We start from the raw sequence: 19,859 nt of genomic DNA, 5'->3' as shown, positions 1-19,859 counted from the left end.
ACGTGACATGAAGGTCGCCGGCCGGCTCGGCGCGTTGGGCACCGTGGGATTACTCGTAGTCCTCGGGGCCTGCGCGTCGACGCAGACCGATGCGCCACCCACGGTTGCGCCCACCGACTCGAGGCCCTCCACAACGGGCGCCAGCCAGCAACCCAGCGACCAGAGCTCCGCCTCCGGACGGCCGGAGCGGCCCGAGCCAGCAGAAACAGAATCAGATCCACCAGAGGCGCTCGCCGGCCTGACCGTGGCGCTCGACCCCGGCCACAACGGCGGCAACGGCCGTCATCCGGCAAAGATCGCCGAACAGGTTCCGGATGGTCGCGGTGGCACAAAGGCCTGTAATACGACGGGAACCTCCGCCCGCACCGGCTACCCGGAACACAAATTCACCTGGGATGTCGCGAAGCGCACCCGCGAGCTGCTCGAAGACGCGGGCGCCAAGGTCGTGATGACCCGCGACAACGACAAGGGCGTGGGCCCCTGCGTCGACAAGCGCGGCAAGTTCGCCGCCGCGCAAGATGCCGACATCATGGTCAGTATCCACGCCAACGGCTCGGACAACGCGGCGGCGAAGGGATTCCACGTCATCGTCGCGCATCCCGCACTCAACAAGTCCCAGGGCAAGGACTCCGAAGCCGTCGCCGAAGCAATGGCCAAAGCGATGAACGGAGCCGGATTCCCGGTCAACGCCAACTACGGGAAGGACGGCATCGTCAAGCGGCCGGACCTCGCGGGACTAAACCACGCCAGCAGGCCCGCCGTGATCGTTGAATGCGGCGAGATGCGAAACCCGGACCAGGCAGCAGAAATGGATTCCCGGGCCGGCAGGCAAAAATACGCTGCGGCCCTTGCCGACGGCGTTCATCGCTGGGCGGACACGAGGTAGCGGCCCTCAGCTCCCCCTGTGCCCAACAACCCTGAGCACAATAATGGCCACCGCCCGCGAAGGGTGGTGGCCATTATTGTGTTTGCTTAGCGTCCGGCCGACCTAGTCGAGGTAGTCCCGGAGCACCTGCGACCGGGAAGGATGGCGAAGCTTGGACATGGTCTTCGACTCGATCTGGCGAATCCGCTCCCGGGTCACCCCGTAGACCTTGCCGATCTCGTCGAGGGTCTTCGGCTGGCCATCGCTCAGCCCGAACCGCATCGACACCACACCAGCCTCGCGCTCCGAGAGCGTGTCAAGAACAGAATGCAGCTGTTCCTGCAGCAGGGTGAAGCTGACGGAATCAGCCGGCACGACCGCTTCGGAGTCTTCGATCAGGTCGCCGAACTCGGAGTCGCCGTCCTCGCCAAGCGGCGTGTGCAGCGAAATCGGCTCCCGGCCGTACTTCTGTACCTCGACGACCTTCTCAGGCGTCATGTCGAGTTCCTTGGCGAGCTCTTCCGGAGTCGGTTCACGACCGAGGTCCTGCAGCATCTGACGCTGAACCCGGGCAAGCTTGTTGATCACTTCGACCATGTGCACCGGAATGCGGATCGTACGCGCCTGGTCCGCCATGGCGCGGGTGATCGCCTGCCGAATCCACCAGGTGGCGTAGGTGGAGAACTTGAAGCCCTTGGTGTAGTCGAACTTCTCGACCGCACGGATAAGGCCCAGGTTTCCTTCCTGGATCAGATCCAGGAAGAGCATGCCGCGGCCGGTGTAGCGCTTGGCCAGCGAGACGACGAGACGCAGGTTTGCCTCAAGCAGGTGGTTCTTGGCACGACGCCCGTCGTGAATGATCCACTTGTATTCGCGGGCCAGCTTTGGATCGAGCTTCTTGTCGTTGGCGAGCTTGTCCTCGGCAAACATCCCGGCCTCGATACGCTTGGCCAGCGATACTTCTTCCTCGGCGTTGAGCAGCGCAACCTTGCCGATCTGCTTCAGGTAGTCCTTGACCGGATCAGCGGTTGCGCCGGCTGAGACTACCTGCTGGGCAGGAGCGTCGTCGTCATCGGTCGGCGAGTAAACAAACCCGCCACTGCGCTCGACCGCCTCGGAATCCTGCTTGTCTGCCTTGGCAGCGGCTTCTTTTTCCTCGGCGTCGGCGCCTTCGGCTTCTTTGGCCTCGGAGTCCTCGGTGACGACATCGTCGGCAGCCTTGGCTTTACGCCCCCGGCGAGCGGCCGGCTTGGCAGCTGCCGCGGTCTTTTCGGCATCGATGGCAGCAGGCTCGGTCGCCGCTACCGATTCGTCCGGCGCCGCGGCATCCTTCGCCACCTTTTTTGCAGCGGTCTTGGCAACGGGAGTCTTCGCGGCAGTCGTCTTCTTCACTGCCGGCTTCTTCGCGGCCGTGGGTGTGCGAGTGGTTGCGCTAGCCGTTGTCTTCGTGGCAGTGCCCTTCTTCGAGCCGCCTGATAGGGCGGACGCAGTCTGTTGTCTTGTCGTACTCCCGGCCGCGGGCTTAACAGCAGCGGAACCGTCCTGAGGCTTACTGGCGCTTGATCCTGATGGGGAATTCGGCACGGATAAACCTTTCGGTCGCGGAGCGAAAACGTGTTTGGGCGTCACTGGCGCGTAACACCACTAAGACCCATGTCAAGGCATCAAAATCGAAAAACGCGTGGCTATTCGATGATGTCCTGACCGGGTCAACGCTTTATTGTGCCATGTTGTTCCCACGATGAGCTAATCGCCGCGGCCTGATGCCGGGTCTTTCGCACCGGAATCACCTTCCTCAAGCGGCGTCCAACGGCAGGGGTTTCAGGCTGCCGGGCCTGGCGATTTCACCGCCAGAACGGGGCAGCCAGCGTCGAGCAGGATGCGCTGCGCGTTCGCGCCGAGGATCAGCTTTCCGACCGGATTTCGCTTACGCAGCCCGATCACTATCAGCTCGCCATCATGCTGTTCGGCGGCGGCGATGAGTGACTCAGCGGGGTCCTCGTCATCGGCAGGATCGATGACTTCCGCCGCGACCGAAGCGTCGGCAAGAACCTGAGCGACCTTCTCGTCCTGCGCCGGTTCACCTTCCGACGCCGCTGCCGATGAGCTCCGGTTAACGATCACCACGTTGCTTGCCCGGAGCCTGGCCTCCTCGAGCGCCCGGTCAAGAGCCGCATGCCCCTCGGGCGTCGGGAGATATCCAACAATGATCGACATGTGTCCTCCAAGACAGACTGTGCAACCAACATATCCTCTCGGGGCTGGTTTCGGCTGCGGTTAGCGCGGCTGCATCACCCATGCCGGCATCAGTGCGTTGGACACGGCGGTCTCCATCAGTACGGCCAAACGGTATTCCGGGTCAATTTGCAGCGCCTGATCCAGGAGGTGTCCGGCCGCCGAACCGTGACCTCGCGCCCATTCGATCCACGCCAGCACTGTCAGGCACGGCGGCCGGTGCTCGTCGTCGAAGCATGCGGCGCAGTGTCTCAGCAGACGTTCCGCGAGCCGGAGCCGCGACTCAGCTGGCGGCTCATCGAGGGCTCCGGCGATCCCGGCGGCAATCCGGGTGACTTCCGGGCCACCACCCCGGGTGGCTACCGCCTTGACCAGATCGGGTTCCGCCTCGTCGTCGCCTGATCTGCCTCCCCAGCCGGCGATGTCGACCAGCACCGCGTCGCGGATCCATGAGTCGCAGAGGGCGACCGCGAGACGCCCCAAGAGTGACGCCGCCGGTTCAGTGCCGTTCTGAAACCGCTGCATTGCGTCACGCCACCGATCGATGGACCGGGCAGCCCACATCTCGTGCCGGCCCTGGACGATCTCCGATCTGCGCCAGTCAGCCGCCAGGAGCGCCGCCTTGGCGACCGATTCACGGCGCGCCTCTGACACCGCTGGCAGCTCCAGCATTTCGGCCACGCTTGCCGCGGCCACCTGGCCGGCGAAAATCATTTGAGCGCTCACCGAACTGTCGGTCAGCTGCTCCAATGGACGACCTCGGGCCGGACAGCAGGCAGCGTCGTCGCAGAGCAGCGATCCCCAGCCGTGCTCACCCACCCAGAAGACGTCGAAGGCTTCCCGCCCCGCAGTCTCGAGCGCTTCTTCCAGCAGGCGTGCCGACGCTTTCGCCTGATCGCCCTGCTCCTCGAGGTTCAGGTCACTGTAGATAATGGCAATGACCGCATTGGCCTGGCGATCCGGGTCCAGGGCGTGGGCGTAGGCATTGGCGGCGGCCTGGGACAGGCCGGTAGCAGTATCGGGCGGGTAGTCCAGCCTGGCGGTCAGGCCGATCCGAAACTCCCGGCCGGTGCGCCGGACGGCCGCCAGCACGAGAGAGTCCCGCGGCCGGAAACCCAGATGGTACGGAACCCAGGCAATCAGGTCCCGGGGTTCCCGCAGGGTTATCGCCGTAGTCGTTGAAGTGTCCATCGGCTAAGCGTCACCCTCACCGCGGCCGCAGTGGGCAGCTGTGGAGAAATCGGCCCGATCGGGCCACTACCGATGTGGCTGTGCCGACAAGTGGGGATGCCAACCGCTGCCGGTATGGAAAGCTAGGCCTATGCCCCGCCCGATAACTCCCACTCCCGTGCCCGGGGAATATCCGATCAGCACCGGCACGGCAAAGCTGGTTGCCGACGCCGGCGAGGCCGGCTCCTGGACCTTGTGGGTCAACGGGGTGCCAAGTTCACACATCGTCATCGGCGCCCCGGAACGCCTCGAGTTCGAATACATGGACTGGATCGCGAAGATTCTGGAACAGGTGTCGCCGGCACCGGACGCGGTCCGCGCCCTGCATCTCGGAGCAGCCGGCTGTGCACTGCCGCGATACATCGAAGCCACCCGGCCGGGCTCACGGCAGCTTGCGGTCGAGATCGACGCCAGGCTGGCCGAGCTGGTGCGGGATTGGTTCGACGTACCACGCGCACCACTTGTCAAGATCAGGGTCGGCGATGCCGGCCAGGTTGTCCGGGATCTGCCCGAGAATCGATACGAGATCATCATCCGGGACGCGTTCAGCGCCGAGACCACGCCCGTCCACCTCGCCGACACCGCCTTCTTCGAACAGGTGCTGCGGGTGGCAGGCCCGAACGGGATCTATCTGGCCAACGTCGCGGACAAGCCTCCGCTCAAGGCTGCCAAGGCGGAGATCCGCAGGCTGTTCGAGGTGTTCGAGCACGTTATCGTCGCCGCCGAGCCGGCGCAGCTCAAAGGTCGCCGCTATGGCAATTTGGTTGCGATGGCTTCGGCCCTTCCGCTGCCGGCGACCGAGATCGGCCGGGCGCTTCGAAACGGCGCAGCACCTGCCAGGGTGCTCTCCGGGACGGAACTGCAGCGGTTCTGCGCCGTTCCGGCTTAGGCTAAGCGCTAGGACCTGCGGTTCTGCCGACGTTGCCGGCCGGCGGCCAGCTCCCGGCGCAGCGCCTCCATGATTGGCGGAACCCGCACTCCCATGGCCGCCATCTCCGCCCGGGCCTTCGCCCTAGAACTGATGATTCCCCAGACGCCGATCCCGAACAACAGGAACTGCACCGACAGCGCTAGCTTGAAGTGCGAGAGCTGATAGAGATCGCCGCCCCAGGCTCGCTGGCTGAGGTCCAGCAGCAGCCCGATCAGATACATCGCCACGAGAGCGGCAATGAAACCACCCACGTTCACCACTCCGGAGGCGGTACCCTGGCGGCTCGGCGGGTTGAAGGTCCTGGCGAAGTCGAAGGCGATCATCGAGCCAGGGCCGGAGACCGAGAGCACCAGCAACATGATCACGATCAGCCAGAATGGAGCGCGGCCCGGCCAGAGCAGAACGGCGGCCCATGCGGCCATCGTTGCAAAGACGATTGCCAGCACCAGCCATGATCGGCGCAGCGGATGCCGGGCTACCAGGCGTCCGGTGATCGGGCCGGCCGCCAGCGCAGACACGGCGTAAAGGCTCAGCAGGCCGGACGCCATTGCCGTGCTCATGCCCTGCCCGGAAACCAGGAACGGCACGCCCCAGAGCAGAACGAACATGGTTCCGCTGAACGGCGTGGTGAAATGCGTCCAGAGTCCAAGCTGTGTGCCGGGATGCCGCCAGGTAGCGACCACGCTGTGCCAGACCTCCCGCACCGTCTGGGCGGGTCCGCTCGGTACTGCATCCGCAGGCATTCGCAGCACTGCCACCGCAATGATGACGGCGAGGGCGGACAACGCGGCTGCGGAAAGGAATGCCGTGGTCCAACCCGCCGTGTGCAGCAGCCAGACGAACGGCACCGCACTGAGTATCTGGCCGAGCTGGCCGACGAGTCCGGTGAGCTGGGTGAACACCGGCACCCGGCTCGGCGGGAACCAGGCAACGACGAGGCGGAGAACGGCGATAAATGTGAATGCGTCACCCGCACCGACGAACAGCCGGCCGACGATGGCCCACAGCACCTCGGGGGCGAAGGCGAGCACAGCCTGACCAAGCGCCATCAGCGCCGCACCCGCGGCGACGAGAATCTTGGGTCCCCAGCGGTCGACCAGGACGCCGACCGGAATCTGCAGCCCGGCATACACCAGCAACTGGATCACTGTGAACATCGACAGCACCGAGGCGGATGCGTGGAAGCGCTCTGTGGCCTCCAGCCCGGCAACGCCGAGACTTGTCCGTTGCAGAACCGCGATCAGGTATGCGAAGACGCCAACTGCCCACAAGGAGTAAATCTTCAGGGTTTGATTCTGTGGGTTCTGTGAGTGGGTTTCCGGCACTGCCCCATTCTCCCCCAACGACACACGGCCACGTATCGCCACCCTGCCAGTAAACTCTTTGGCTTTACCGGGCATACTGGATGGCTGGAATAGAAGGGTCATTATGGGTGGCACACAAGCCGAGATCGACGTCGAACAAGCTAACCTTGATCAACTCTATGGCCGCTTGGACGCGCTCAGAATCGACGCGAATCAGCGTCTGGCAAGCATTAGAAGAACCTCTCCCGGCGGAAACCATCAGGCCCGGTCGGAACGCGATGCGTTCGCGACCCTGTACGAAGACCAGATTGTCCGGCTGAACAGCGCGGAGGATCGACTCTGCTTCGGACGTCTCGATCTCGCGGACAGCACTGTTCCCCGCTATATCGGGCGGATCGGGCTATCCGACGAGGATCAGCAGCGGCTGCTGATCGATTGGCGTGCGCCGGCGGCCGAGCCGTTCTATCAGGCGACGAGTGGTTCGCCGGCCGGAGTGGCCCGACGCAGGCACCTGATCACCCGAGGACGGTCGGTCACCGGGATCGAGGACGACGTCCTCGACCTCGGCGCGCTCACCGATTCACAGCGGGCCGAACTCAGCGGCGAAGGCGCCCTGATCGCCGCGCTCGAATCGAATCGGACCGGAAGGATGGGCGATATCGTCGCGACCATCCAGTCCGAGCAGGACAGGATCATCAGGCGGGAGATGGCTGGGGTGCTCGTCGTCCAGGGTGGACCAGGCACCGGCAAAACCGCGGTAGCCCTGCACCGCGCGGCCTACCTGCTCTACAAGCACCGGGAGCGGATAGCGCGTTCCGGTGTCCTGCTGGTGGGGCCGAGCCCGGTCTTCCTGCGCTACATCGAACAGGTGCTGCCCTCGCTCGGCGAAACCGGCGCAGTGCTGACAACCGCGGGCAACCTGTTCCCAGGCGTCGAAACCAATCGGCACGACGGCCCCGAGGTGGCTGCGCTCAAGGGTGATGCCCGGATGGCTCGCGTGCTCCGGCGCGCGATCGCCGCCCGGCAGCGGATACCCGAGGCCGACCAGGATCTCGATGTGGAGGGCCGGATCGTCACACTGACTCGTGCCGCGGTCCGCTCCGCCCGGGAGAAGGCGCGCCGGACCAATCTGCCCCATAACGAGGCCAGGGTCACGTTCGTCAAACAACTGCTGCGCCAGCTCACCGACCAGCTCGGCGAGGCGATCGGCGGGACGATCGACCAGGGCGATCGCGCCGAACTGCTGAACGACGTCCGCTCATCACGGGATGTGCGAATTGCGTTGAACCTCGCCTGGATGCCGTTGATACCGCAGAAGTTCGTCGCCGACCTGTTCGCTCATCCAGAACGGCTTGCCGCAGCCACGCCGGAGTTCAGCAGCGCCGAGCGAGAGCTGCTGGGCCGCGACGCCGGCGCGCCATGGACGGTGGAAGACGTACCCCTGCTGGATGAGGCGGCGGAGTTGATCGGCGAAGATCCGCAGGCCAGCGCCCGGGCCGAGCAGGATCAACAGGCGGACAGCGCCGAGCAGCTGAAGTACGCACAGTCGGTCCTGGAGATGACTGGAACTGAAGAGTACCTCACTGCCGGTTCCCTGGCCGAGCGGTTCGCCAACAACGGACGGCGGATCACCACAGCCGAACGCGCCACGGAAGACCGCACCTGGGCGTACGGCCATCTGGTCGTGGACGAGGCGCAGGAGCTCTCCCCGATGATGTGGCGACTGTTGTTCCGGCGGGTGCCGAGCAGGTCGGCAACACTGGTCGGCGATATCGCCCAGACGTCTTCGCCGGCCGGCACCCGCGACTGGGCACAGGTCCTGGCGCCGCATGTCGGCAATCGCTGGCAGCTGGAAGAACTGACGATCAACTACCGAACGCCGGGCCAGATCATGAAACTGGCCGCCGAAACAATCACCGCCGACTTCCCGGACCTGCCAGTTCCGTCCTCGGTTCGGGAGGGCAAATGGGCACCGGATATCGAAAGGTTCGCCGATGACGCGTCCCTGCTCGCCGCGCTGCCCACGCGGCTACGGCACGAAAAGGCGTTGCTGGACGGTGGCAAGATCGCGGTGATTGCACCGGACTCGCTTCTTCGGCAGGTGCACGACGCAATCGGAGCGGACGGGATCACTCTCGGTGTCGGACCGGGCGGACTCGACGCCGATATCGCCCTGATGTCGCCGACCGACGTCAAGGGCCTGGAGTTCGACGGTGTCCTCGTTGTGCAACCCGGCACGATCCGGGGTACCACCGCGGGCGGGCTCGGAGACCTGTACGTTTCGCTGACCAGGCCGACCCAGCGCCTCGCCGTCGTGACCACCGACGACTTCGGTCAATCGGTTTGAGCGGCGCGGACGCCGTGACGGCTGGTGCCGTCTGGGACCAGGTCGTGTCACGGCTGGGGCATATCGACCTGGGCCTGCTGGACAGCTCAAGCCTTAATGCCACCCTAATCGGCAGCGTAGTCGTGGGCATCATCCTGTGTGCCTCGAGTCAGGCGTGGGGTGTCTTCCGAATCGTCGTCACTGTCGTGCATGAGCTTGGCCACGCGCTCATCGGCCTGCTGACCGGGCGCCGCCTGCACGGGATCACGGTCCGCCGAGACATGTCCGGCGAAACTGTCACCTCTGGTCGTACCCGCGGCCCCGCGATGGTTGTCACCAGCTGGTTCGGCTACCCCGTTCCGGGTCTGGTCGGCATCGCACTGGTCGGAAGCGCATCAACTGGCTGGGCGGCTCCGGTCATCGCAATTCTGCTCCTGATTATGGTCTTCGTACTGGTGATGGCCCGAAGCTGGTTCACCGTGTTTATCTTCCTGGTCACCACGGCTGCCCTGGCGGCCCTCTGGTGGACTGCCGAGCCAACACTGAGCACCGCAGTGCTGATCGCGTTCGGCGTGCTGCTGCAGCTCGGTGGCGGTCGCGCGGTGCTTAGTCTGATCCGGGATCATCGGCAGGGTCGTACCGGCCATTCGGACGCGGCTGCACTGGCCAGGATCACCATCGTTCCGCCCGCCGTCTGGCTCGGAAGCTTCGGCCTTGTGTACGCACTTGTGCTCTGTGGAACCGGAGCGGTGCTGGCCGGTTTCATCCCCGAACTCTAGGCAAAACAAAAGCCGCTGGTGGCAACGGCTTCCCCTCCGATGCCACCAACGGCGGTCTTTGTGCGACGCGCTATGACAAGTCGTCTGAGCTGATAGTACCGGCTTCCTGCGGGCTTTCAATAGCGGGGGTCTTCTTTGCGTCCTCGCGCAGTACTTCGATGGCCGTTTCGAAGTCTTCGAGCGAGTCAAAGCTCTGGTAAACAGAGGCAAAACGCAGGTAGGCGATCTCGTCGAGCTCGCGCAACGGGTCGAGGATGGACAGGCCGACTTCGTCCGCGTCGATCTCCGCGATTCCCATCGATCTGACAGTCTCTTCCACCTTCTGTGCCAGCATTGCGAGGTCGTCTTCGCTGACCGGCCTGCCCTGACAGGCCTTGCGCACCCCGTTGATCACCTTTTGCCTGCTGAACGGTTCCGACACTCCGGAGCGCTTGATCACGGCGAGGCTTGTCGCCTCCATCGTGGTGAATCGGCGCGAGCAGTTCGGGCATTGGCGACGCCGACGAATCGCCGTGCCGTCCTCAGATGTGCGCGAATCGACGACCCGGGAATCCGGATGCCGGCAGAAAGGGCAATGCATCAGCTCACCTCTTGTTCAAAGCGCGCGGAAACTGCTTCGCCATGCGCGGGCAGGTCCTCGGCACGGGAGAGGGTCACGACGTGGTCTGCGACCTCCCGCAGGGCCGACTTGGAGTAGTTCACAATGTGAGTCGATTTAAGGAAGCTCTGCACGCCTAAGCCCGAGGCGAAGCTTGCGGTTCCCGAGGTCGGCAGCACGTGATTGGAGCCGGCGCAGTAGTCGCCGAGGCTCACCGGTGAGTACGGTCCGATGAAGAGTGCCCCAGCATTCGTCACCCGCGCTGCCACGGCGCGCGCGTTCGCGGTCAGTATCTCGACGTGTTCACCGGCGTAGGCGTTGATCACCGCAATGCCGGCATCGAGATCGTCGACGATGATGATCGCCGACTGCGGACCGCCAAGCGCCTCGGTGACCCGGCCCGTGTGTTTCGTTGCCGCCACCCGGTCGACGAGTGCGAGGTCGACCGCGTCGGCCAGTTCCTCGGAGTCGGTGACCAGGATGGATGCCGCCGCCGGATCGTGCTCGGCCTGGCTGACCAGGTCCGCCGCGACCAGGAACGGATCGGCGCCGGCATCGGCCAGCACAGCGATTTCGGTGGTGCCGGCTATCGCGTCGATGCCGACGATATTGCGCACAACGCTCTTCGCTGCCGCGACATAGGCGTTTCCCGGGCCGGTGATCAGATCGACCGGTTCGAGGCTGTCCTGCTCGCCGTCGTAGCCATAGGCGAACGCGGCAATCGCCTGCGCTCCACCCATCGCGTAGACCTCCTGCACGCCGAGCAGTGCGGCAGCGGCCAAAACCACCGGGTGAGGCATCCCGCCGAATTCCTTTTGCGGCGGCGAGGCGATTGCGATCTGATCGACACCCGCAGTCTGCGCCGGTACGACGTTCATCACGACCGACGAGGGGTAGACCGCCAGGCCGCCCGGAACGTAGAGGCCGACCCGGGACACCGGCAGCCAGCGTTCCGTTACCTCTGCCCCTGAAGAAACGGTAGTGGTGACGTCTTCACGACGCTGGTCGGCGTGCACCAGCCGGGCACGACGAATCGATTCCTCAAGCGCGGAACGCACCTCCGGATCCAGGTCGGCAAGTGCCTGGGCAAGCCGCTCGGAGCTGACCGAAATGCTCTCCGGCCGGACCTGGTCGAATCTTTCGGTGTAATCCAGAACTGCCTCGCGGCCACCCGAACGAACGTCCTCGATCACCGGCGTCACTGCCGCGACCGCAGCCGCAAGGTTCACTGCTGCCCGCGGAACCGCGGCCCGCAGCGTTCGCCGGTCGAGGGATGCGGATCGAAAGTCAAGGCGTTTCATCACGCGCATAAGTGTACTGGCACGAGCGCCCCGGGCGAGCCGGACGGTGAACGACGGACGAGGCCGGGGGTTACAACGCGGAGATCCGCCAGGACGCACTGTGGTCGGCGCCAGCGGCAAGCCGGTCCAGGTCGCGGCCCGAGTTGAAGGCATCCGGCGGGCAACTCATCGGTTCCACTGCAAGCCCGGTCCGGCTCACCAGTGGATCCGGCAGATCGGCGGTGAATACCTGCACCCAGCCGAGCCGTGCGAACGACAGCTCCACTCCCCCGCCGTCCGGCGAATTCACCGCGACCCGGACGTCGCCGGCGGCATCGATGTCCAGCCGAGTGAAGGCGTGATCCATTTCGGTGTCGCCGATGACCCGGCGCTGCCGAAAGTCGAAAGCCGTTCCGGCAACCTGACGATCCTCACCTGGCAGCAGCCGCTCGCCGGCGGTCTCGAGATAGTCACCGGCCGGCAGGGTCAGTTCCCAGTCGTCGACGCGGCCCGGGCCGGCGACCAGATACGGATGGGCCGCGACGCCGTAGGGTGCCGGGACGGTTCCGGTGTTCCGCGAAACCACCTCGGTGCGCAGCCCTCCGGCGTCCAAGGTATAGCTGACGGTGACGTTGAGCGAGAACGGGTAGCCCTTCTGCGCCGGCAGCCGATAGCCGAGCACCACCTGGTTCGCCGATCGCTTTAGCGGCTCGAACCGCGCCCAGTCCACCAGCCCGTGGATCGCGTGCCCACGCGCCGGCTCGCTCAGCGGCAGTTGAAAGCTCTTACCGTCGAACTCGTAGTGTCCGTCGACAATCCGGTTCGGCCACGGCACCATAACGGCTCCGCGATGCGCCGGCCGAAGCTCGGACACGGCAAAGGGAACGACGAGGTCCCTGCCCTTGTGCTGCAGCAGACGCAGGCTGGCCCCGATCGCTGTGATCACAGCCCGGTAGTCGCCGAAACCTATTTCGAACTGCTCACCGCTTGGCGGCTGGCCGTCGCCGGGAAACGTCATCGTGCTAGACCAGGCAGCTCGGACCCAGCAGGGCCTTCAGGTCACCGTAGAGCGCCGGATTCGGCTCAACCCTGAGGCTGCGGTCCAAGCGCATCAAGGTGGCCCGGCCGGGCTGCGTCAGCCTCAGGTGCACCTCGTTCTTACCCGGATGGGTCCGGAGTACGTCCGCCAGCCGTTCGACCATCGGCGGGGTGCACTTGGTCAATGGCATCGAGATGGCGACCGGCCCGGTTCCGGCAGCATCGGAAACGTCCGGGAGGGTGATCTCCATCGCCATCAGCGACAGCGCGCCTTCGTCACGCCGGCGAATGCGCGCCTTCACCGTGACGATCAGGTCTTCGGCGAGAATCGTCGCCACCGGCTGGTAGACCTGTCCGAAGAACATCACCTCGATGCTTGCGTCGAGATCCTCGATGGTGGCGATGGCGTAGGGGTTGCCGCTGTTCTTCGAGACTTTCCGCTGCAGGCTGGTGATCATGCCGGCGATGGTGACCTGTGAGCCGTCCGGGCGCGCGTCGTCTTCGATCAATCTGGCGATTGACACCTCGGCCTGCTCGGCAAGAATCTTCTCCAGTCCGTTCAGCGGATGGTCCGAAACGTAAAGTCCCAGCATGTCGCGTTCGAAGGCGAGCTTCTCCTTCTTGTCCCACTCCGGCCGATCCGGAATCACGACGGCGAAGCCCGAGGTCTCGTCGGCCGCGCCGAGACCGGCGAACAGGTCGAACTGGCCCTTGGCTTCCTGCCGCTTCACGCCGACAACCGAATCGACGGCTTCCTCGTGGATTTCAACCAGGGATCGCCTGGTGTGGCCAAGCGAGTCGAATCCGCCGGCCTTGATCAGCGACTCGATGGTGCGCTTATTGCAGACCTGCGCCGGAACCTTGTCGAGGAAATCCTGGAACGAGGTGAATGCGCCCTTCTCCTCGCGTGCTGCGACTATGCCGTCGACGACGTTACCGCCAACGTTTCGCACCGCGCTCATGCCGAAACGGACATCCTTGCCGACTGGGGCGAAGTTGCGCGCCGATTCGTTCACGTCCGGTGGCAGCACCGAGATGTGCAGCCGGCGGCACTCATTGAGGTAGATCGCGGATTTGTCCTTGTCGTCGCCGACGCTGGTGAGCACGGCGGCCATGTACTCGGCCGGGAAATGCGCCTTGAGATAGGCGGTCCAGTAAGACACCACGCCGTACGCGGCCGAGTGCGCCTTGTTGAAGGCGTAGTCGGAGAACGGCAGCAGAATGTCCCAGAGCGCTTTGACGGCGGCGGCACTGAAGCCGCGCTCTTTCATGCCCTCGGAGAATCCGGCGAACTGCTTGTCCAGCTCGGACTTCTTCTTCTTGCCCATGGCACGCCTGAGCAGGTCGGCCTGGCCTAGCGAGTAGCCGGCGACCTTCTGCGCGATCGCCATAACCTGCTCCTGATAGACGATCAGGCCGTGCGTGGTGCCAAGGATCTCCTCGAGTGGCTCGGCCAGCTCGGGGTGGATCGGAGTGATTTCCTGCTGGCCGTTCTTACGCAGCGCGTAATTCGTGTGCGAGTTGGCCCCCATCGGGCCCGGACGGTACAGGGCGCCGACAGCGGAAATGTCCTCGAAGTTGTCCGGCCGCATAAGCCGCAGCAGAGAGCGCATCGGCCCACCGTCGAATTGGAAGACGCCGAGAGTGTCGCCGCGGGCCAGCAGCGCGTAGGTCTCCGGGTCGTCGAGCTCCAACTTCTCCAGGTCCGGACGTTCCTTGCCGTTGAACTTGATGTTGTCCAGGGCGTCGTCGATGATCGTGAGATTTCGCAGGCCGAGGAAGTCCATCTTGATCAGGCCGAGGCCTTCGCAGGTGGGATAGTCGAACTGGGTGATCACCTGGCCGTCCTGCAGGCGGCGCATGATCGGGATGACGTCGAGCAACGGCTCGGAACTCATGATCACGCCCGCGGCATGCACGCCCCACTGGCGTTTCAGGCCTTCAAGTCCCTTGGCGAGCTCGAACACCTTCCCGGCCTCGGGGTCGTTCCTCAGCACTGTGCGGAAGTCTTCCGCCTCGCCGTAACGCTTGTGCGCCGGGTCCTCGATGCCGGTCAGCGGGATGTCCTTACCCATGATGGTGGGCGGCATCGCCTTGGTCAGGGTCTCACCCATCGAGAACGGATAGCCGAGCACCCGCGCAGAGTCCTTGAGCGCCTGCTTGGCCTTGATCGTTCCATAGGTGACGATCTGGGCGACCCGGTCGTCGCCGTACTTCTCGGTCACGTACCTGATCACCTCGCCGCGACGACGCTCGTCGAAGTCGACGTCGAAGTCGGGCATCGACACCCGGTCCGGATTCAGGAAGCGCTCAAAGATCAGGCCGTGTTTCAGCGGGTCGAGGTCGGTGATCCGCATCGCGTAGGCGACCATCGAACCGGCGCCGGAGCCACGGCCCGGCCCGACCCGGATTCCGTTGTCCTTCGACCAGTTGATGAAATCGGCAACCACGAGGAAGTAACCGGGGAAGCCCATGTTCGTGATGACTTCGACCTCGTAGTTCGCCTGCCTGCGAACCTCGTCAGGTATACCGTCCGGGTAGCGGTAATGCAGCCCCTTCTCGACTTCCTTGACCATCCACGAGGTTTCATCCTCGCCCGGAGGGCAAGGGAAGCGCGGCATGAAGTTGGCGTTGGTGTTGAACGACACCTCGCACTGCTCGGCGATCGCGAGCGTGTTGTCGCATGCCTCCGGCATCTCCTGGAACAGCGAACGCATTTCTGCCGCGGACTTCAGGTAAAAGCCTGAGCCGCTGAAGGCGAAGCGGGAACCACCCTGGTCATAGGTCGGTTCGAGCAGGGTGGAACCGGATTGCACCGACAACAGCGCCTCGTGCGCCTTGGAGTCGGCCTCATGGGTGTAGTGCAGGTCGTTGGTAGCGACGAGTGGGATGCTCAGTTCCTTCGACAACCGCAGCAGGTCCTTCGTGACCCGCTTTTCTATTGAGAGGCCATGGTCCATCAGCTCGCAGTAGTAGTTCTCCTTGCCGAAGATGTCCTGAAATTCGGCGGCGGCGGCCTTGGCCTCGGCGTACTGGCCAAGCCGCAGCCGGGTCTGCACCTCACCCGAGGGGCAACCCGTGGTTGCGATCAGACTCTTGCCGTACGTGTTCAGCAGTTCGCGGTCAATCCGCGGCCATTTGGCGAATACACTGTCCAGCGAACCGATCGACGACATCCGGAACAAGTTCTGCATTCCGGCGTTGTCCTTGCTCAGCAAGGTCATGTGCGTGTACGCGCCGCCACCGGAGACATCGTCACCGGCCTGATGCTTCTCGCCCCACTTGACCCGGGTACGGTCGTGACGGCTGGTGCCCGGAGCGACATAAGCCTCGATACCGATGATCGGCTTGATGCCCGCTTCCGTGGCGTGCTTCCAGAAGTCGAAGGCGCCGAAAAGGAAGCCGTGATCGGTTGTGGCTATCGCTGGCATCTCAAGCCGGGACGCCTCTTCAAACAACTGGCCGAGCTTTGCGGCACCGTCGAGCATCGAGTACTCCGTGTGCACGTGTAAGTGAACGAAGGAGTCTTTACCCTGGGACATTCAACGCCTGCCTTTTGACCCTTGTGTGCTGCTGTGTGCTAGCTGTGTGCTGCTAGAAAACCTGTTCCGGCTACCGGCCAAGTCTACTTATGCACGAGCCTAATCCCCGGCACCGACAGACCCGTTGCCCTCAACTAAGCGGACCGCCCGGCGAGGTCCAGCTATTCGTGGGACAGCCTGGCAAGGGCCTCGGCCAGGTCGGGCGGATACTCCGAGGTGAACTCCACCCACTTGCCGGAGTCGGGGTGGGTGAATCCCAGCCGGACCGCGTGCAGCCACTGCCGGGAAAGGCCGAGCTGCTTGGCCAAGGTGGGATCCGCCCCATAGCTCAGGTCGCCGGCGCAGGGATGCTTCAACGCTGAAAAATGCACCCTGATCTGGTGGGTCCGCCCGGTCTCGAGCTTGATCTCGGCCAGGGACGCCGCAGCAAACGCCTCGATCACCTCATAGTGCGTGACGGCTGGTTTGCCTCCGCTGACGACGGCCCACAGGCCATCGCGCCGGGGATGCCGCCCGATCGGCGCGTCAATGGTTCCAACGAACGGGTCCGGGTGGCCCTGGACCAGTGCATGGTAGATCTTCGTCACTGTGCGCTGCTTGAAGGCGCGCTTCAGCACGCTGTAGGCGTGCTCGCTCTTCGCGACGACCATCAGGCCGGACGTACCGACGTCCAGCCGGTGCACGATGCCCTGGCGCTCCGATGCGCCGGAAGTCGCAATCTGATAGCCGGCCGCCGCCAAGCCACCGATGACAGTAGGTCCATGCCAGCTCGCTGCGGCATGCGCGGCCACACCGACCGGTTTGTTCACCACGACGAAAGCATCGTCGTCGTAAACGATCTCCATTCCCTCGACCGGTTCGGGAACAATCTCTAGCGGCCTGGCGGGTTCGGCAAGTTCGACGTCGAGCAGGCTGCCCGGAAGCAGCCGGGTCGACTTCGAGACGACGATGCCGTCCAGTGCGACTTTCCCGCCTGCAACCAGCTCGGCGCTGGCCGAGCGTGACAGGCCAAGCATCCGGCCGAGCCCGACGTCGACCCGTTCGCCAGCCAAACCCTCGGGAATCGCAAATGACCTGATTTCGCCCACTACGCGCTCTTCTCCTTCGGGGCATCCTCGGTCAGCGTCCCGTCGACTCCGATCCCCCTGAAACTTAAAATGATGATCAAAGCCGCTGCGGCTGTGATGGCAATGTCGGCGACATTGCAGATGAAGAAGTGCAGGTTGATGAAGTCGACGACAGCACCCTGGCCAATCGAGGGTGGCTGCACCATCCGGTCGATGAAGTTCCCCAGCAGACCGCCGAGCAGCAGACCGAAGGCCGCTGCCCATGCCCGCGAACCCAGCTTGCGCGCCAGGAAGGCAACGATGCCCAGCACGACAAGTCCGATCAGCGGGAAGACCCAGGTCGCCTGCGAGCCCATTCCGAAGGCAGCGCCGGCGTTCCGGTAGAAGTGGAATGACACGTACGGGCCGATGATCGGCACCGGCTCATTGCCTTCGAGCGTCGCGATCGCGAGGGCTTTCGTCAGCTGATCGACGAGCACGACGGCCACAACGACAGCAGATAAGGCGGCGAGCAGCCGGGCCCTGCTCGCCCGCCGACCCGGGCCTGGCGTGCCGGGCGAGCGGTTCGCTTCTTCGTGCCGCCTTTCGGCAGCCGAATCCTCACCGCTGTACTTTTCCACGTACCTACCGTCTCCTCTTCAGATAGAACAAAGCTTCAGTTAGGGCAATGCGAATCGTTCGAACATAGAACGTGGGGCCCCCTGAAACAGAGAGCCCCACGTTCACGTCCAACAGCTGCGACTGCTACCTGTCCGAAGACTAGATAGCGCTATCGTCACCGTCTCGCAGCGTAGCCGGTACCAGCGAGCCACGGGAATCGAGATCCCTGAGCTGGTCCTGCAGGTACGACTTGAGCCGCGTACGGTACTGGCGTTCGAAGTTGCGCAGCTCGTCGATCTTGCGTTCGAGCTGTGCCTGCTCTTCCTCAAGGGAGCTGAGCGTGGCGCGGCGCTTCTCTTCTGCCTCGCCGATCAACCCGGTGGCACGATCCTCAGCCTCGGCAATCAGCTCGTCACGCTTCTGCTCGCCCTTCTGGACGTGCTCGTCGTGCAAGCGCTGCGCAAGCGAGATCAGGCCGTGAGCGTCATCCGGGCCGGCGGACGCCGCAGGCGCAGCCGCACCGTTGGCCACCGGAGCGACAGGCGCCGGCTTCTCCACAGCCGGCGGAGCTTCAGCCGGAGCTGATTCTGCCGGAACGGATTCCTTGACCTCTTGCTTCGGTTCGGCCGCAGGAGCGACCGGAACAGCCTTGGTAGCAGTGGAGTCACCCGCGGCCGCCTCGGTCTTCTCGGCGGTTGCCGGTGCCTGCGCAGCCTTGTCACTTGCAGGCGCCGCCGCGGATTCTCCGCGGCTGAGCTCACTGACGCGAAGTTCCGCAGCCGAAAGCTTCTGGCGAAGTTCGTCGTTCTCCTGGTAAACGCGGCGTAGCTCAGCTACCACCTCGTCGAGAAAATCGTCGACTTCGTCCTGGTCATAGCCTTCACGAAACTTCGTGGGCTGGAACCGTTTATTTACTACGTCTTCAGGCGTTAGCGCCATCTGGCCACCTCATACTGGGGGAGCAATATCTTGGTTGACGTTTCCAAAAGAAAACGTCGCAAACGTTACGGTAGCGCAAACAGCATCAGTTTGTCGCTTTGAGCCACCTTGAGCAACGAAAATTGTGCCTCCGACCGGGCATTACGCCACTGCGGCGGCCACCTGGAGCACGTTCATCAACAGGCTGCAGGCGAGGATCAGAATCAGGAACGCAAGGTCCAGCGCGATGCCACCGAGGCGCAGCGGCGGCACCACTTTGCGGATGGCCTTCAGCGGCGGGTCGGTGATCGTGAACACGCCCTCGGCGAGCATCAGGACGGGTCCACGCGGACGCCAGTCACGCGCGAACATCTGCACCCAGTCGAAAACCAGGCGCACGATAAGCGCCAAGAAGTAGATAAGTACCGCGAAGTACAGAAATGTGAACAGGAGCGACAAGGTGCATCCTCGAGTGGGTCGAAGGCATGGGCTATCGACAGATTAGCCCGAAACGCTGAGAAGAAGCTGAGTCAGCTCTGGTTGAAGAAGCTGGCCTGTGTCTGCTCCGGAATCGAAGCCTCCCCGGCGACCTCGACGTGCTCTGGTGAGAGAAGAAACACCTTGGCCGTGACGCGTTCAATCGATCCGTGCAGACCGAAGATCAAGCCGGCGGAGAAATCGACCAGGCGCTTTGCGTCGGAGTCATCCATGTCCGTCAGGTTCATGATCACCGGGGTTCCGTCGCGGAAGCTCGCGCCGATCGCCTTCGCGTCGTTGTAGCTGCGAGGGTGAATCGTGGTGATCCGGCGCAACTCCCCTACCGGCGCGGGAACCGAACGGACTGCCTGAGCCGTGCGGATCGGAGTCACCTGGGCGTCACGCTGACGCGCCAGAGGAGCTTCATGCTCGGGTTCGATGTCGTCCACCATGTTTCGGTCTCTGTCTCTGTCGCTCGACTGGTCCGTCTCGTCCTGGGCGTTGTAGCGCTCGTCATCGGACAGACCTAGATAGACCATGGTCTTGCGGAGGGCGCCGGCCATTACTACTCCTTCATACGTCAACGTGAAACTCGCAGGGTTTGAACTCCACGGCTACTTCCACTGTTGAAACTACCGGAAACGGGGTGCAAACCCGTCGAGGACAGCG

17 protein-coding genes are annotated in these 19,859 nt (G+C 64.1%); 4 read left to right on the top strand and 13 right to left on the bottom strand.

Annotated features, from left to right (window positions below):
* Positions 1 to 7: 7 nt before the first annotated feature.
* Positions 8 to 886: an N-acetylmuramoyl-L-alanine amidase gene (locus LWF01_RS06075; RefSeq protein ID WP_349640149.1), complete on the top strand. Its 879-nt coding sequence runs from the start codon at positions 8 to 10 to the stop codon at positions 884 to 886.
* A 102-nt stretch (positions 887 to 988) separates the two neighbouring features.
* On the opposite strand, the gene LWF01_RS06070 is transcribed toward LWF01_RS06075, so the two are convergent.
* From LWF01_RS06070 to LWF01_RS06060, 3 genes are all read right to left on the bottom strand, one after another.
* Complete coding sequence (locus LWF01_RS06070) at positions 989 to 2,449, bottom strand: RNA polymerase sigma factor (protein WP_432761996.1); 1,461 nt, start codon at positions 2,447 to 2,449, stop codon at positions 989 to 991.
* Between the two features lie 237 nt (positions 2,450 to 2,686).
* Entirely contained in the window at positions 2,687 to 3,082 is a 396-nt protein-coding gene (locus LWF01_RS06065) for a universal stress protein (protein ID WP_349640147.1), read from the bottom strand.
* A gap of 60 nt (positions 3,083 to 3,142) precedes the next feature.
* Positions 3,143 to 4,291, bottom strand: coding sequence for a DUF4192 domain-containing protein (locus tag LWF01_RS06060; RefSeq protein ID WP_349640146.1), 1,149 nt, complete (start codon positions 4,289 to 4,291; stop codon positions 3,143 to 3,145).
* Positions 4,292 to 4,421: 130 nt separating this feature from the next.
* Here LWF01_RS06060 and LWF01_RS06055 point away from each other — a divergent pair, with 130 nt between their 5' ends.
* On the top strand, positions 4,422 to 5,219 hold the full coding sequence (locus LWF01_RS06055; protein WP_349640145.1) for a spermidine synthase: 798 nt from the start codon (positions 4,422 to 4,424) through the stop codon (positions 5,217 to 5,219).
* 8 nt (positions 5,220 to 5,227) lie between these two features.
* Here the strand turns inward: LWF01_RS06055 and LWF01_RS06050 are convergent, their stop codons facing one another.
* Entirely contained in the window at positions 5,228 to 6,586 is a 1,359-nt protein-coding gene (locus LWF01_RS06050) for an MFS transporter (RefSeq protein ID WP_349640144.1), read from the bottom strand.
* Between the two features lie 103 nt (positions 6,587 to 6,689).
* Here LWF01_RS06050 and LWF01_RS06045 point away from each other — a divergent pair, with 103 nt between their 5' ends.
* Complete coding sequence (locus tag LWF01_RS06045; protein ID WP_349640143.1) at positions 6,690 to 8,912, top strand: HelD family protein; 2,223 nt, start codon at positions 6,690 to 6,692, stop codon at positions 8,910 to 8,912.
* Positions 8,909 to 9,670: a M50 family metallopeptidase gene (locus LWF01_RS06040; protein WP_349640142.1), complete on the top strand. Its 762-nt coding sequence runs from the start codon at positions 8,909 to 8,911 to the stop codon at positions 9,668 to 9,670. Before LWF01_RS06045 ends, LWF01_RS06040 begins: the two co-directional genes overlap by 4 nt.
* Before the next feature lie 70 nt (positions 9,671 to 9,740).
* Here the strand turns inward: LWF01_RS06040 and nrdR are convergent, their stop codons facing one another.
* The 9 genes from nrdR to LWF01_RS05995 all read right to left on the bottom strand — a co-directional run bounded on the left by nrdR (position 9,741) and on the right by LWF01_RS05995 (position 19,753).
* Positions 9,741 to 10,250: a transcriptional regulator NrdR gene (gene nrdR / locus LWF01_RS06035; protein WP_349640141.1), complete on the bottom strand. Its 510-nt coding sequence runs from the start codon at positions 10,248 to 10,250 to the stop codon at positions 9,741 to 9,743.
* Positions 10,250 to 11,572 (bottom strand): histidinol dehydrogenase, encoded by a 1,323-nt coding sequence (gene hisD / locus LWF01_RS06030; protein ID WP_432761995.1) that lies wholly within the window; start codon positions 11,570 to 11,572, stop codon positions 10,250 to 10,252. Before hisD ends, nrdR begins: the two co-directional genes overlap by 1 nt.
* Before the next feature lie 67 nt (positions 11,573 to 11,639).
* Positions 11,640 to 12,566 carry an aldose 1-epimerase family protein gene (locus LWF01_RS06025; protein ID WP_349640140.1) on the bottom strand — a complete coding sequence of 309 codons (927 nt, stop codon included), beginning with the start codon at positions 12,564 to 12,566 and terminating at the stop codon, positions 11,640 to 11,642.
* 4 nt (positions 12,567 to 12,570) lie between these two features.
* A complete protein-coding gene (gene dnaE / locus LWF01_RS06020; protein ID WP_349640139.1) occupies positions 12,571 to 16,128 on the bottom strand; it encodes a DNA polymerase III subunit alpha in 3,558 nt (1,185 codons plus the stop codon).
* Positions 16,129 to 16,289: 161 nt separating this feature from the next.
* Positions 16,290 to 17,216: an RluA family pseudouridine synthase gene (locus LWF01_RS06015; protein ID WP_349640138.1), complete on the bottom strand. Its 927-nt coding sequence runs from the start codon at positions 17,214 to 17,216 to the stop codon at positions 16,290 to 16,292.
* A complete protein-coding gene (gene lspA, locus LWF01_RS06010; RefSeq protein WP_349640137.1) occupies positions 17,216 to 17,815 on the bottom strand; it encodes a signal peptidase II in 600 nt (199 codons plus the stop codon). The genes LWF01_RS06015 and lspA overlap by 1 nt, the downstream gene beginning before the upstream one ends.
* A gap of 139 nt (positions 17,816 to 17,954) precedes the next feature.
* Complete coding sequence (locus tag LWF01_RS06005) at positions 17,955 to 18,734, bottom strand: DivIVA domain-containing protein (protein WP_349640136.1); 780 nt, start codon at positions 18,732 to 18,734, stop codon at positions 17,955 to 17,957.
* 141 nt (positions 18,735 to 18,875) lie between these two features.
* A complete protein-coding gene (locus LWF01_RS06000) occupies positions 18,876 to 19,172 on the bottom strand; it encodes a YggT family protein (RefSeq protein WP_349640135.1) in 297 nt (98 codons plus the stop codon).
* 71 nt (positions 19,173 to 19,243) lie between these two features.
* Positions 19,244 to 19,753: a cell division protein SepF gene (locus LWF01_RS05995; protein ID WP_349640134.1), complete on the bottom strand. Its 510-nt coding sequence runs from the start codon at positions 19,751 to 19,753 to the stop codon at positions 19,244 to 19,246.
* Positions 19,754 to 19,859: the final 106 nt, after the last annotated feature.

It is taken from the genome of Saxibacter everestensis (assembly GCF_025787225.1).
Lineage (GTDB): Bacteria > Actinomycetota > Actinomycetes > Actinomycetales > Brevibacteriaceae > Saxibacter > Saxibacter everestensis.
This window is presented reverse-complemented; position numbering and strand designations above follow the sequence as displayed.